Annotated in this window: 12 protein-coding genes; 2 read left to right on the top strand and 10 right to left on the bottom strand. The window is 34.4% G+C overall.

All coding sequences use genetic code 11. The annotated features are described in order from the left end of the window. Nucleotides 1-9: 9 nt before the first annotated feature. The 6 genes from ACEN2F_RS07475 to ACEN2F_RS07450 all read right to left on the bottom strand — a co-directional run bounded on the left by ACEN2F_RS07475 (nt 10) and on the right by ACEN2F_RS07450 (nt 4,705). Nucleotides 10-531, bottom strand: a complete 522-nt coding sequence (locus ACEN2F_RS07475) for a hypothetical protein (RefSeq protein ID WP_441737530.1) — start codon at nt 529-531, stop codon at nt 10-12. 78 nt (nt 532-609) lie between these two features. After that, nucleotides 610-1,266 (bottom strand): NAD(P)H-binding protein, encoded by a 657-nt coding sequence (locus tag ACEN2F_RS07470; RefSeq protein ID WP_441737528.1) that lies wholly within the window; start codon nt 1,264-1,266, stop codon nt 610-612. After that, complete coding sequence (locus ACEN2F_RS07465; RefSeq protein ID WP_441737552.1) at nt 1,267-1,734, bottom strand: DUF1456 family protein; 468 nt, start codon at nt 1,732-1,734, stop codon at nt 1,267-1,269. A 58-nt stretch (nt 1,735-1,792) separates the two neighbouring features. Next, nucleotides 1,793-2,824, bottom strand: a complete 1,032-nt coding sequence (locus tag ACEN2F_RS07460) for an aminotransferase class I/II-fold pyridoxal phosphate-dependent enzyme (RefSeq protein ID WP_441737526.1) — start codon at nt 2,822-2,824, stop codon at nt 1,793-1,795. A gap of 6 nt (nt 2,825-2,830) precedes the next feature. Beyond that, nucleotides 2,831-3,841 (bottom strand): dipeptide epimerase, encoded by a 1,011-nt coding sequence (locus ACEN2F_RS07455; protein ID WP_441737524.1) that lies wholly within the window; start codon nt 3,839-3,841, stop codon nt 2,831-2,833. A 48-nt stretch (nt 3,842-3,889) separates the two neighbouring features. After that, nucleotides 3,890-4,705, bottom strand: a complete 816-nt coding sequence (locus ACEN2F_RS07450; RefSeq protein WP_441737523.1) for an alpha/beta hydrolase — start codon at nt 4,703-4,705, stop codon at nt 3,890-3,892. Nucleotides 4,706-4,757: 52 nt separating this feature from the next. Here ACEN2F_RS07450 and ACEN2F_RS07445 point away from each other — a divergent pair, with 52 nt between their 5' ends. Beyond that, nucleotides 4,758-5,159 carry an excinuclease ABC subunit B gene (locus ACEN2F_RS07445; protein ID WP_441737521.1) on the top strand — a complete coding sequence of 134 codons (402 nt, stop codon included), beginning with the start codon at nt 4,758-4,760 and terminating at the stop codon, nt 5,157-5,159. Between the two features lie 173 nt (nt 5,160-5,332). Here the strand turns inward: ACEN2F_RS07445 and ACEN2F_RS07440 are convergent, their stop codons facing one another. The 4 genes from ACEN2F_RS07440 to rlmF form a co-directional block, all read right to left on the bottom strand. Then, nucleotides 5,333-6,580 carry a hypothetical protein gene (locus tag ACEN2F_RS07440; protein ID WP_441737519.1) on the bottom strand — a complete coding sequence of 416 codons (1,248 nt, stop codon included), beginning with the start codon at nt 6,578-6,580 and terminating at the stop codon, nt 5,333-5,335. Between the two features lie 154 nt (nt 6,581-6,734). Continuing rightward, nucleotides 6,735-8,726 (bottom strand): excinuclease ABC subunit UvrB, encoded by a 1,992-nt coding sequence (gene uvrB / locus ACEN2F_RS07435; protein ID WP_441737517.1) that lies wholly within the window; start codon nt 8,724-8,726, stop codon nt 6,735-6,737. Between the two features lie 127 nt (nt 8,727-8,853). Next, nucleotides 8,854-11,961 carry a TonB-dependent receptor gene (locus ACEN2F_RS07430; protein ID WP_441737515.1) on the bottom strand — a complete coding sequence of 1,036 codons (3,108 nt, stop codon included), beginning with the start codon at nt 11,959-11,961 and terminating at the stop codon, nt 8,854-8,856. 213 nt (nt 11,962-12,174) lie between these two features. Beyond that, nucleotides 12,175-13,146, bottom strand: a complete 972-nt coding sequence (gene rlmF / locus ACEN2F_RS07425) for a 23S rRNA (adenine(1618)-N(6))-methyltransferase RlmF (protein ID WP_441737514.1) — start codon at nt 13,144-13,146, stop codon at nt 12,175-12,177. A gap of 156 nt (nt 13,147-13,302) precedes the next feature. On the opposite strand from rlmF, the gene ACEN2F_RS07420 reads away from it, so the two are divergent. Next, complete coding sequence (locus ACEN2F_RS07420) at nt 13,303-14,169, top strand: alpha/beta fold hydrolase (RefSeq protein WP_441737512.1); 867 nt, start codon at nt 13,303-13,305, stop codon at nt 14,167-14,169. Nucleotide 14,170 lies beyond the last annotated feature (1 nt).

Here is a 14,170-nt window from a genome sequence, read left to right as displayed (position 1 = left end):
AAAAATAATCTATTTAACACCTATTGTTTCATTACCTCTTAATAAAACCTTGTTTTTATTTTCTAAATTTTCTTTGGTTTTTCCCAAGATGTTGATGATGTCAAATTTGGTGTCGCTTTTTCTTAGATTGTAAAATGCTTCTGAATTGGTAACTTCAACTTCTAAAATGTAGTTTTGGTCTAATTTGAAAGTTACCACATTGTCTTTTATTAATGTTCCATTTACCATATAAATTACGTCGTTACTTTTGATTTTGGTATATTCAGATTTTATTTGATCCAAGCTCATGAAATTATATTTCTTAGGGTTTTTGGAAGTAATGTAAAGCTGACCACGAAATAAAACAGCATTTATTGTGGTGTCCTTTTTGACAACATTCAAAGATTCAATTTCATTTTGGTTGATATATTCAATTGCATTTCTTGCAATTAAGTTAGAATCAAAAAATACCGCTGGTTCTTCAGTTTTATTGTTTTGTCCAAAAAATATTGTTGTAAAAAATAATGTGTAAAAGGTGAGGAGGCATTTCATATTTGAAGGTGTAAATTCATTTTGATGAACTAAATATACAAAAAATCCTGAATTCTCATTCAGGATTTTGATATTGTATTAATTCCCAATTTCTTGAATCACATCCGATTCGTATATTTTGAAACCTGTATTGTTGCTTTGAGCGATTTTCAAAAGTGCTTTGGCTACTGTTCTACTCTCAATAGGTTTATACTTTTTCAAATTTCCAAGGAATAAAAAAGAAAGTGTCTTCATGAAAAAAGCACCAACTTTTTCTCCCAATCTAAATTCAGTTCGGTTTCCCAAAAGAAGGGAAGGTTGTAATACGGCAACGCTTTCAAAATTACAGTTCTCAAGAAAATCCTGAATTTCTCCTTTCGTTTTCAAATAAAAATTTTCAGATTTTGAATCAGCACCAAGAGAAGATATTATCAAAAATTGTTTGACTTTATTTTGCACCGCAAAAGTGGCAAACTGACTCGGATATTCAAAATCTACTTTTCGGAAGGCTTCTTTACTACCTGCTTTTTTGATTGTTGTGCCAATGGTGCAAAAGAAATCATCACCAACAATCAAATTTTTATAGGTGTCCGGTGCATCAAAATCAATGATGTGTTGGGTTAGTTTTTTATGTTTTATTCCGGTATCTCTTTTCACGAAAGTAATCACTTTTAGATAGTCATTACTGTCTAAAAGGGAATTCAATAGTTGGGCTCCTATTAGACCGGTACTTCCAATAATTAGGGCTGTTTTCACTTATGATTTTTTATTTTTGCCGAAATTATATTTCACTTTCTCTACCACTTGGACTTTTGAATTTCCTTTTGGATATTGCTTTTTAGAAGTGTTTTTTGTAGCAGGTCTTGATTTTGAAGGTGCTTCATCACCTCTTGATTTTTCTTCGTCTCTTGGTTTTGCTTTAAACTCGGGTCTGTCTTTGGATCCTTCTTTTGCAGGAATTTGAGCTTTATGCTTGGCTAAAACATCATTTGGGTTTTTTGGGTTTTCTTTTGTTCCTCGCAAGTGAATTACTAATGCATTTAGGAAATTGCGCAATACTTGGTCACCGCATTCCACATAATTTTCATGTTTTTCATCTCGGAAAAAAGCACCTAATTCTGATTTAGTGATTCGGAAATCTACTAGTTCTAATATTTCAACTATTTGATCGTCACGTAACATTAAAGCAACGCGAAGTTTTTTAAAGATATCGTTATTTGTCATCATGTTCTAATTTTTTTCAAAGGTACGGTTTAAAAGCAATTGGACCACATTTTTAGATTCAGAATTGGTGTCTGTTCAGAAGGTGAATTATGGTATCTAAATCTTCTTTTTTGTGATTGGCCGTTATTACAATTCTATTTAAATCCTTAGTGCTTGTTGCATATTTAAAATTGGTTATGATAATATTATTGGCAATAAAAAGTTCTTTTATTGATTCAATTTCTGGATAAATGAGCGGATAATTGAGGTCAAAGGTTACCGCTTTGTTTCTAACTAAATTGCGATCAACATAGTTTAAATTTTCTTTTAATTTTTGATGCTGTTGCAAATAAATAGCTGCGGCATCAGCCATGGTTTGTACAAATGCTGCATTCATTCCGGCACTGGCAACAAATGTGTCATGAGTTGTCATTTGAGTAATAAATTGAGAATCACTTGCAATTACACCACCCGTTAATCCAAATGCTTTTCCTAAAGACGAAACCATAATTTTCCTTTTTATATTGGTAAGATTGATTGTCGAATAAACTCCGCAGCCATTAGTTCCCAAAATTCCAAGTGAATGTGATTCGTCAATAACCAAAGTAATTTCTTTATTAGACGGAATAGAATTTAAAATAGAAAGATCGATTGGGCGTACATGAAATGATGGCACCGAATCGGTTAGAATTGTAATTTTTTCTGTGACATTATCCAGCAAACGAGGATTTAATTTTTCTCCAATAAAAATCGGCAAACTAGAAGGTACTTTTATGGCAATGTGGGTATCCGGATAATGAAAAAAGCAATCTGTTTCCGGAGTTAATGCTTCAATAACTAATTTTCCTGCCAGCATTCCAGATGAAATAGTGAGAGCTGCTTCTGCTTTTATGAATTTGGCTAGAAAGCGTTCTCCGTTTTCATACGCGGTCAGCTGAATATTTGCACTTCTGGAACTACCATAAGCGGTTCCCCATTGCATAATATTTTTGATGAGCAGTTTTTGAAATCCGGGATGCATTGGCAAACCTAAATACGCTGTTCCTCCAAAATAAAGATATTTTTTATTTTCGATTTCAATTATTCGATCTGGAAATTGGTTCACTTTCATTTGAAACTAGATTAAAGTTACGCCAGTTCCGTTTAAGTCAGAATAATTTATTTTTCCAAAATCTATGGTTACACCAGAGGCAATATCTTCAGATAAAAGTAATGCGCCATCCATATCTACATAATCCAGTTGTGGCAGTAAATGTGCAATGGCTGATATTCCAACAGTTGATTCGGTCATGCAACCCACCATGGTTTTAAGTCCTAATTTCTTGGCTTCCTGAATCATTCGTCTTCCGGGAGTCAGTCCACCACATTTTACTAATTTAATATTTACACCATGAAAATGATGATGGCATTTCGCTACATCTTCCTCTATAATACAGCTTTCATCGGCTATGATAGGTAAAACGGAATGGTTGAAAACTTCCTTATGTCCTTCCCAGTGGTCTGCTTTCAGTGGTTGTTCCAGGAATTCTACTCCTAGTTTTTTTAGTTCAATTGCATTTTTTATAGTTTCTTCTACACCCCAACCACAATTAGCGTCAATTCTAAAAATGGCATTAGTATGTTTTCTAAGTTCAGTTACGATAGCAATATCTTCTTTGGTTCCCAATTTTATTTTATAAATTGGCCAAGGCAATTCCTTCATTTTTGAAACCATTTTTTCGATGGATGCAATTCCAATTGTATAATCTGTCAATGGATTTTTGGCAATGCTATAATTCCATAATTCGTATAATTTCTTTCCTTTTTTGCGTGCATACAGATCAGTATATGCCATGTCCAAAGCGCACAAAGCAAACATATCGTCTTTTAAGTATGAATGAATTTTAGACCAAAATGCTTCGGGTGTTTCATCTATAGTATTTTCGATTATGCTTCGAATTTTTTCTAAATCCTGTATCATTATCGGAACGGTTGTTTTGTAATATGGATTAGAAGTTGCTTCGCCAAAACCGGAAAAACCATCGCTATTTAACTCCACAATCAAAGAAGGCTGAAAGTCGATTGATTCTCTCGAAATGGTAAATGTATGTTTTAATTTGAGGTTGTATTCTCTTAAGATTAGTTCCATTCAGGGTTTAATTTTAATATTTGTTGTGTTTATGTGTAGTATAATTTATTAGTAACCGAGCCATAAAAGAGCTTTTACAAATCCGTCTCTCCATAGTTTTTCGTTGTGTTGTCCACCTTTTACAATTCTCTTTTCATTCAAATTAAGACAAGAACATCTATTTGAATTTAGTAAATATTCCATTTTATTCAAATCCGAAACCATCTCATCACTTTCAGCATCGCCACAAAGGAAATAGATTTTAGATTTAATTTTTTTAGATTTTTTAGTTAAGGTATAGATGTCTTTGGTAAACCAAAAAGAGGGTGAGAACACTCCTGCTTTTCCAAATATTTCTGGATATTTTAAAACAGCATAATAGGAGGTCAGTCCGCCGAGAGAACTTCCCATAATAGAGGTGTTTTTCTTTTTGGTTTTCGTTCTGAATGTTTTGTCTATGTGCGGTTTTAGTGTTTTTACAATAAATTCTAAATAACTGTCTGCGTTCCCGCCCCCATGTTTATCGTTTTTATAAGGTGTTAATTCATCGATTCGTTTTTCATTTCCGTGTTCGATAGCCACAACGATAATTGGTGCTTTTAGGCTATCAAGTTTTTCGTCAACGTTCCATTCACCCGAATAAGATGTTTTTGCGTCAAATAAATTCTGAGCATCATGCATGTAAATTACGGAGTATTTTTTTTTGGAAGTTACATAATTTTTGGGCAAATACACCCAAATTTTCTTCGCTGTGTGAAGTTGTGTTGCTTCAATTATAAAGGTAGAAACTTGTTTTGAGGCCGTACTTTGGCTAGAATTCTGAGCAACGGTTTTGACTATAAGCAAGAAAAAAAGAAGCAACAGGAGTTGTAGTCGGACCATCATTAGTTTTGATTTTCAATTTAAAAGCAATATTTTAGCTAAAAATAACATTTTGATGGATAAATTCGAAGAAAAGAGAAGTTTACTTTTAGAGATGATTGCTTTTTCTGCAGTTGATGGTCGTTTACACAAAAAAGAATATGATTTTTTGTTTAATATAGCCAATGAGTTGAATTTGGAAAAAGGAGGTTTCAATGATTTATTTCATTTAGAATTACCGCAACTACCTATTAAATCTGAATTTCAAAGGATACTACAATTTTATCGATTGGCATTGCTGATGTATAGCGATGGAATTTTACATCAGAAAGAATCGGTTACTATCCTGCAAATAGCTATCAAAATGGGGTTAAATCCTATAGCCACAAAACGCATTCTTAAGCTGATGGATGAAGCACCAAACGCCATTATTAGTCCTGACGTTTTATTAAACGTTTTTAAGGAACAACATAATTAAGTGATAACCACAATTGGATGTTAGATCTTAATTAAGTTGTCATATTTATTCGTAAAGATTACTTCATGATCTAGCTCGGAACTTTTTATATGCCAATCTTTGGTAAGAAGTCCTTTTGATACTTACAACAACATAGGTTTTTGTTGTCATTTTAAAAGATATTTACAATGAAATCACTTTCTTGTTGGAAGTGCGTTTTTTTTAAAAGACATTTTTACACCCACAGCTGTTTGTATATCTGGTGCGTTGTCTAATCTAAGATCTTCCCGGATGGATACATAATAAGATAATTGCTTAACGGAATAGGTACAAATAAAAGTCCATCCCTCGAGATTTTTGTACAAGTGCGAAAAGGTTTGCTGCCAATGCGTTTTTATCCGTTGTCCTGTTAAAACGATATGATCAAAATCTTTTGAAGCTTCATAAGATGTTTGAAAGGAATAATTGATTCCATAAGAAATGAAATTATGGTTTTTGAGTTTTCTTTTATAATCCAGTAGTCCTTCAAAGCTATATAGAAAAGTTTGATTGCTGAAGTTTACTTGATTTCCATATTTGAAGAATCGTTGTCGCAAAGCACCTGCACTTAACCCAATTGTAAGTAGATTTTTATTCTGGACAAAAATTTTCTTCATAGCAGATGAAGAAATACCAATGTCAGCTACAGGATTGAATCTTGAAAGATTAATTCCTAAATGTGTACCAAAATTCAAGTATATTCTCTGTTTTTTGTTTATTTCTAATGGTGGATAATAAAAATAATTGATTTCAATTCCAGGAAACTGGAAGTCGCCATTATTCATGTTTATAAAACGATTATTTTCATCTCTGAATTCTATTTTTGCTTGGTTTAAACCATAATAGCGTCTCGAAAAAGGATCTTCACCTCCTGCAATATTGCTATGAAACCACTCTATTGATTCGTCAGAAGTAAATAATGAAAAAGGATATTTCCCTTTGTCTAACGAATAGGATCGGATGCCTAAACTAAGCTCATGATGCGCATTTAAGGGCAAGGAAAACGTAAATTTGTATGATCTAATGACACCATCGGCAGTGAATTCTTTAGTTTGAGAAGGAACGCTATTAAGATCAAAGTTATATTCCCTGTCATGCCAAGGGAAATTTGCGGCGAATACCCTATCAATAGTATTTGTTAATTCATAAGATTTTACATAAGGTAAGACCACATTTGCACTTGAAACGTCAAATGAAAAAGAATATTTCTCAGGGGAACGAACTTTAAAATTGTGGTTTATTCTCGAAATATACATTCCTAACGGATGATTAGAAAGAAGATTGGGTTTTATGATATCCATATCGTTTTCTATTTCAAAGCGTAACGAATCCTCTTTTTTGGATTGTGCAGATGCAACTGAAATAAAAATTAGTACAATAATAATCAATGCGTTATATTTCATTTGAATGTCAGTATTGTCATGAAAAAAGCAGAAAATAATTAGACTTAAAATTACAGATTTTTATCAATAAATACGTTTTAACAAAAAAATTACGATCTAAACCAGATGGAGACTTTGAAATACTTGCGTTGTAAAATGATTTTCTTTAACAGTATTAAGTCGGTTGTGCTTGTAATTTTTTGATGTCATCTCGTAGTTTAGCTGCCTGCATAAAGTCTAATTCTTTAGCTGCTTTCTCCATTGATTTTCGTTTTTCTCGAATGAGTTTCTCAATTTCAGGTTTTGACAGGTATAAATTTTCGGGTTCTGCAGCAGCATTTAAGGTGAGGCCTAACTCATAATCAGCCAAAGGATTTTTGGTAAACGCACTTTCTATTTTCTTGTTTAAAGCCTGCGGAGTCTGATTGTTTTTGGTGTTGTAATTGATTTGTTTGGTTCTGCGGTAATTCGTTTCATCGATAGTTTTTTGCATGCTGGCCGTGATTTTATCGGCATACATTATTGCTTTACCGTTTAAGTTTCTTGCTGCACGACCAATTGTTTGCGTAAGAGAGCGATGACTTCGCAAAAAACCTTCTTTGTCTGCATCTAAAATTGCCACTAAAGAAACTTCGGGTAGATCCAACCCTTCACGAAGTAAATTCACACCAATCAAGACATCAAAAATTCCTTTTCGTAAATCTTGCATGATTTCTATTCGTTCTAACGTATCGACTTCAGAGTGAATATAGCGACAGCGAATATTGACTTTCGTTAAATATTTCGCTAGTTCTTCTGCCATTCTTTTGGTTAAAGTTGTTACTAAAACACGTTCGTCAATTTCTGCCCGAACTTGAATTTCTTCAATTAGATCATCGATCTGGTTTAAACTTGGTCGGATTTCAATAATAGGATCCAGTAATCCGGTAGGACGTATTACTTGTTCGACAACGACACCTTCTGTTTTTTGTAATTCATAATCGGCTGGTGTTGCTGAAACATAAATTACTTGATTTTGCATCGCTTCAAATTCTTCAAACTTCAAAGGACGATTGTCCATTGCAGCGGGAAGTCGGAAACCATATTCCACTAAATTTTCTTTTCGGCTTCTGTCACCACCATACATTGCGCTAACTTGTGAAAGTGTTACGTGACTTTCATCCACCACCATTAAATAATCTTTCGGAAAATAATCCAGTAAACAAAAAGGTCTTGTTCCCGGTAAACGACCGTCAAGATAACGGGAATAATTTTCAATTCCAGAGCAATAACCTAATTCGCGAATCATCTCTAGATCGAAGTTAGTGCGTTCTTCTAATCGTTTTGCTTCTAAGTGTTTTCCAATTTCCTTGAAATAATCAACTTGTTTAACTAAATCTTGTTGGATTTCCCAAATGGCATTTTGTAATACGTCTGGAGAAGTCACAAACATATTAGCGGGATAAATGGTCAGTCTTTCAAATTTTTCTAAGACTTGAGAATTCTTTACATCAAAACTTTCAATTTCTTCAATTTCATCCCCAAAGAAATGGATTCGGTACGCTTCATCAGCATAACTGGGACACACATCAACTGTATCGCCTTTTATCCTGAAACTTCCGGGATTAAAATCGGCTTCGGTTCTGGAATATAAACTTTGCACTAATTGATGCAGTAATTTAGTTCGAGAAATGATTTGCCCTTTTTCAATTGGAATCAAGTTTTTCTGAAATTCTACGGGATTTCCAATACCATATAAACAAGAAACTGATGCTACAACTAAAATATCTCTTCGTCCTGAAAGTAACGAAGCGGTAGTCGACATTCTCATTTTTTCCAGTTCTTCATTGATGGATAAATCCTTTTCGATGAAAACGCCGGTTACGGGCATAAAAGCTTCGGGTTGATAATAATCGTAATAGGAAACGAAATATTCCACGGCATTATTCGGAAAAAATTGTTTGAATTCCGAATATAATTGCGCTGCCAACGTTTTATTATGAGCCAGAACTAAGGTTGGTCTTTGTACTTCCTGAATCACATTAGCCACCGTAAATGTTTTTCCGGATCCGGTAACTCCTAAAAGTGTTTGGAAAGGATCACCATCATTAAGCCCTTGAACTAATTTATCAATGGCTTGTGGTTGGTCCCCTTTTGGCTGGTAATCGGATACTACTTGAAAATTCATCTGTATTTTTTGGCAAAGTTTTAGAGCTGTAAAGGTACAAAGTTTGCTTTCTTTTTTTACCAAAGTTTAAGCCAAAAAAAAACCATCCTGTTTGAAAAGGATGGTTTTGATTTATAAAAAATAATTCTTAAAAGCTTAAGCTTAATCGGGCAAAAACGAATCTTCCGTTTTGTCCAAATTGAGATACGTTTCTGGAGTATACAAATTGGTTCGCATTTGATAAATCAATCGTTGATGGAGCGGCAGTATAATCAATAGCTCCTGATACTAATCTCGGTCTGATTGCAGTTTGTGAACCAAGATTTAAAGCGGGATAAATATCAAAAATATTATTAGCACCAATAACAATTTTAGCAACCTCCGTGATTTTGAACCCTACGGATAAATCAGTAATGATTTTGGCTCCCCAAATTGGGTGCTCAATTTCTACCGCCTGACCGTTTACAATAATACCTTCAACTCTTCCATCTCCATTTACATCTGCAGTATTTGGATCTGTAACCTTACCGAAATAAACATTTCTCAAGAAGAAATCGAATTTTTTGTAAGTGATGAAATTGGTTAAATTGGCTTTCACTCTCGGAATAGCTTCTTGTAAATACACTCTACTTGCTTCAGAGTAATATCTGTTAATTTGACCAGCTGCTTCTAATACTGATGACGCATTTATTTCTCCTACTCTGCGTGTGTTAGAAAAAGTCCCAGACAAATCTGTTTTTAGAGAAACATTGTTTCCAAAACTCGTTTTGTGACTAATTACAACGTCGATTCCTTTTGATTCCGTGTTTATAGCATTAGCGAAGAACGTTGCTGCTGTAGCTCCAGCTTCATCAAAAAGTCTATTCAAAATTGCATTTGGGGTTCCTGCTGCAGGAGTTCCGCCTGGTCTAGAAAATTGATCGGTAAGAACGACTCTGTCATCTATTTGTACAATATAAGCGTCAGCGGTCAAAGTCAAATTAGCCGAAGGGATTTTAGCAGTAAACCCAATACTGGCACTTTTAGATTCTTCTTGTTTTAATTTAGGAATTCCCAACAGATCTGCCGCTTGTGAATCATTGTTGAAAGTTCCTACCTCAAATGGGACTCCTCCAACGAATTGTGTAGCGGTCGAATTGAAATAGATTTGGTGTAAAGACGGTGCTCTAAATCCAGTTGAAATTGCGCCACGTAAATTGATGTTGTCCGTTATTTTATAACGAGACGCAATTTTGAAATTTGTGGTGTTCCCAAAATCAGAGTAGTTCTCAAAACGAACCGCTCCGTTAACTAACCATTTATCCGTAACGTCTAATTCTAAATCAGTGTAAATTGCTACACTATTACGGTCTTTATCAATTGCATTTGCAGGGCGGAAACCAGGAAATACTTGAGAACCATTAGGTCTTGCAGCACCAAAAAAGTCAGTAACTTTGATGTTAGCTGGAGTTGTTGCTGAAACTATACCTCCATTAATGTCATATAAATTGTATGATTCTGGTTGACCTTCATTAATAGAAAAATTTTCATGACGGTATTCTGCACCAAAGGCAACATTTAATCCTTCTAAAACATCAAATTTTCTGTTCATGTCAAAATTAGTTGTGTTTTGGGCAAAAGCCAATCCACCCGCGTCAAATTCAGTAGGAGAGTTTTCTCTTAAAGAAGCATTAACGGTGTTTTCAACTCCATAATCAAAAGCATTTCTTCCGAAAGTGTTGCTTAAGTCAAAATTCCAATTTTCGAAAATAATACCTCTAAGACCAGCTGCTACAGAGACATCGTTGATTGTAGAATGTATTTCTGGCAAAAAACCATTTGGATACAATCCTGTATATGATCTGGATTGATTTGGTCTTCTGTAGAAACCGGCAGCTTCTCCATTTCTGTAACTAGTACCACCAAAAGCATACGCTTCCAGTTTATCATTAATAGGATAAGCCGCATTCAAAAAGAATTGAGCGCTTTTTAACGAAGATTGTCCCACTCTCATGTTGAAATCTTTTCTTTCAAGACCTCTATATGCTAATTCTCCTGCAGTTGCGTCTCCGATACCACTTAGGATACTTTGCATTCCAGGAACTGTAACTCCGGCAACAACAGTATTATACAAAGATGTAGCATTTGCAATGTCATTTTGTTGGGCAGGTGTAAAATAACCTACTTGAGGAGCATACATTTTAATGGTTGAAAGTATTTGGTTCGCTGTATTGGCTTCTAAAGGATCATTAATAGCGTATGGATTATTAATATTTCCAAAAAGCGCATTGATATTTGTTCCAGCTTCAGCTGCCCTTTGCTCAACTGCATTGAAAGCATTAAATAGAGTTCCTGTTGCATCTTTTGCTCTGCTGGTCGCATCTCTAAGCTGGAAACTTGCAGTTGCATTGATAAAGCTTTTCTCTTTACCTAGGCTTGTCCCGTAGTTTAAATCCAATTGATAATTTCCACCATCATAACCGCCGGAATGATCATTAGCACCTTTCGAAAGATTGCCTCCGCCAAAAATATTTACGTCTAATTTGTTCGTGTTTTTCTTAACATTAATATTAATAACTCCAGCAATAGCATCAGAACCATATTGCGCAGAAGCACCGTCTCTTAACACTTCTATTTTTTCTATTGCAAAAGCGGGAAGCGCATTTAAATCTGTTCCGACAGACCCTCTTCCTGGTGATCCGTTAATATTCACTAAAGAAGATGTGTGTCTTCTTTTTCCGTTTACCAAAACTAAAACTTGGTCTGGTCCTAAACCTCTTAATTGTGCTGGATCAATATGGTCTGTTCCATCAGCAACAGTTTGTGTATTTGACGTAAATGATGGCGCAACCATGTTCAAAATCTGGTTCAAATTGACTTGTGCTCCCTGAGAAGCAATTTCTTTCATAGAAATAACATCAATAGGAACCGCAGACTCGGTAACTGTTCTAGTAGGATTACGAGAACCTATTATGACAACATCCTGCAATGTTTCACCGCTTCCTGTTAAAGTGACGTTTAATGTACTTCCGGTTATTTTAACTGATTTTGTCTCCAATCCTACATAAGAGAATTGTAGAATATCTCCTATATTTGCAGTTATTGTATACTTACCATCTATATCTGAAGTAGTGCCTTTTGCAATTCCTTTTACCATAATGGTTGTTCCAGGTAAAGTGGCTTTGGAGTCGTCAGTAACAACACCCGATACTCTAATTTCCTGAGCAGTTATTCCTGCTGAAAAAATTAAAGTCAAAATAAAGAAAAGTTTTTTCATTTTTGGTTATTTAAAGTTAGAATCGTAAAAATACTACTTAAACAACGTTAATTTCAATAAAAACGATCAATATTTTTGTTAAATGACGAATAATTATCTATCTGCAGTTTTTTTTATACAAAAGCTTATTTGTGTTCTTTCCACTGATAATACAATAATTTGTTCGACCGCATTATTTTCTTCCCAATATGGTTGTGAAGGAATCTGTTTGCTTTAATCGAATTTCCAGGCTTGCTGTTGTGCTTCACTTAGGAAAGTCCATGCTACGATTCGGCTTGTTTTTTGGCCTTGAGCCATATCAATTGTTTTAATTTCGACTGCACTAACCTTGTTTAATGTTTTGTAAAGACTAGAAAGATTTTCTCTTTTAGAGACTAAAGTTGTGAACCATAAACACTGCATTGGATATTTGGCACTTTCATAAATCATCTGGGTAATAAAACCTAATTCGCCGCCTTCACACCATAGTTCCGCATTATGACCACCAAAATTTAAAACAGGTTTAGTTACCTTGTTGCTGGCGCTTCGGGATTCTAAATTATTGATTTTTCTAACCGTACTTTTAGTGGCTTCCTCTTGCGAGGCGTGAAAAGGAGGATTACAAATGGTGAAGGTAAATTTGTCTTCGGGAGTAATAATATTTTTAAAAATAAAACGCGATTCCGTTTGTTGTTGCAAACTTATGACGTCAATTAGTTTTGGATTATCTTCAATGATCGCACTACAATTTTTTATAGCTTTCACATCGGTATCAGTTCCTACAAAGCTCCATCCGTAGGCTGAATTACCAATTATTGGATAGATACAATTGGCCCCAACTCCTATGTCTAAACCTTGAACGGTTTCACCATCAGGAATGATTCCGTTGTTTCTTGAAGCTAATAAATCTGCTAAATAGTGAATATAATCAGCTCTTCCGGGAATGGGCGGGCAAAGATAATTTTTAGGAATGTCCCAGTTTTGAATGTCGTAATGGGATAACAATAATGCTTTGTTAAGTGCCTTTACAGCATCAGGATTACTAAAATCAATTGTGTTTCCCGCGACCTCAGGATTATGTTCATTCGCAGAAACAAACTGTTGTAATTCAGGAGATTTTTCTATTAACTGTTCAAAATTATATCCAAATCTATCTAGATTTCGGGGATGTAATTTGGTCTTTTCGGTAATCGTTTTCGCTTTCATTTTCTTTATTTCGATGCAAATATAAGCATAACTATTTTGTAAATGGATAAAGACAATTTTGACTCATGTAACAGATTGTAAATAAATCAGAAAAATAGATTACTACGGTTTTTTAAAATCATAAAAACGGTTACTTTTATAAAAAATACACATTGGATGACTTTTATGCCCGCTTCATTTCATTTTAAAAAAAGATATATTGCTTACAGTTTGCTGGTTTTGTATATCGTAATATGTCAGTCCTGTATGACGTTACGATTTTCTAATAAGGAAACAAAGAAATATTTTGAAGCTTCAAACACTGAATTTCAGGATAAAACAATTGTTTTTGAAGGGTTTAAAATACATTATTTAGAAACAGGTGCTACTCAAAATCCGACATTACTTTTTGTACATGGCTCGCCCGGAAGTTGGAATGCCTTCAAAGAGTATCTAAAAGACAGTTTATTGCTAAAAAAGTATCGAATGATTGCTATTGATCGACCCGGTTTTGGGTACAGTGATTTTGGTAAAGCTCAAAATTTACGTGTACAATCAAAAAGAATATCTGCATTTATTAAAATAATTGATAATAAAAAGCCGCTAATTCTAGTTGGACATTCCGTTGGTGGACCAGTTGTAGCTCAGTTAGCCGTTGATAATCCGTCTTGCTACAAGAACTTGGTGATACTGGCTGGATCATTGGATCCAAAAGCTGAAAAACCAGAAAAATGGAGAACTGTAATTAAGGTGTCTCCTTTGCGGTACTTGATTCCCGGAGCTTTGCGCCCTTCTAATGACGAATTGTGGTGGCTGAAGCAAGATTTAGTAGAATTAGAACCAAAATTGAAAAATATTACTTGTGATGTAACTATTATTCACGGAACAAAAGATGTTTTGGTGCCGTACAGCAATGTTGCTTTTATGAAAAAAATGTTTGTTAATGCAAAATCTATTGATACCATAACGATCGAAAAAGCGAATCATTTTATACCTTGGAGTCATTATGATATTGTGAGAAATGCATTGTTGACGATTCAATAAA

The organism is Flavobacterium sp. W20_MBD1_R3 (assembly GCF_052119725.1).
In the GTDB taxonomy this organism is placed as follows: domain Bacteria; phylum Bacteroidota; class Bacteroidia; order Flavobacteriales; family Flavobacteriaceae; genus Flavobacterium.
This window is presented reverse-complemented; position numbering and strand designations above follow the sequence as displayed.

Excerpts from the sequence above, each read along its gene's own strand:
- ACEN2F_RS07475 (WP_441737530.1), bottom strand. The coding sequence starts at position 531 with ATGAAATGCCTCCTCACCTTTTACACATTATTTTTTACAACAATATTT.
- ACEN2F_RS07465 (WP_441737552.1), bottom strand. The coding sequence starts at position 1,734 with ATGACAAATAACGATATCTTTAAAAAACTTCGCGTTGCTTTAATGTTA.
- ACEN2F_RS07460 (WP_441737526.1), bottom strand. The coding sequence starts at position 2,824 with ATGAAAGTGAACCAATTTCCAGATCGAATAATTGAAATCGAAAATAAA.
- ACEN2F_RS07455 (WP_441737524.1), bottom strand. The coding sequence starts at position 3,841 with ATGGAACTAATCTTAAGAGAATACAACCTCAAATTAAAACATACATTT.
- ACEN2F_RS07450 (WP_441737523.1), bottom strand. The coding sequence starts at position 4,705 with ATGATGGTCCGACTACAACTCCTGTTGCTTCTTTTTTTCTTGCTTATA.
- ACEN2F_RS07445 (WP_441737521.1), top strand. The coding sequence starts at position 4,758 with ATGGATAAATTCGAAGAAAAGAGAAGTTTACTTTTAGAGATGATTGCT.
- ACEN2F_RS07440 (WP_441737519.1), bottom strand. The coding sequence starts at position 6,580 with ATGAAATATAACGCATTGATTATTATTGTACTAATTTTTATTTCAGTT.
- uvrB (WP_441737517.1), bottom strand. The coding sequence starts at position 8,726 with ATGAATTTTCAAGTAGTATCCGATTACCAGCCAAAAGGGGACCAACCA.
- ACEN2F_RS07430 (WP_441737515.1), bottom strand. The coding sequence starts at position 11,961 with ATGAAAAAACTTTTCTTTATTTTGACTTTAATTTTTTCAGCAGGAATA.
- rlmF (WP_441737514.1), bottom strand. The coding sequence starts at position 13,146 with ATGAAAGCGAAAACGATTACCGAAAAGACCAAATTACATCCCCGAAAT.
- ACEN2F_RS07420 (WP_441737512.1), top strand. The coding sequence starts at position 13,303 with ATGACTTTTATGCCCGCTTCATTTCATTTTAAAAAAAGATATATTGCT.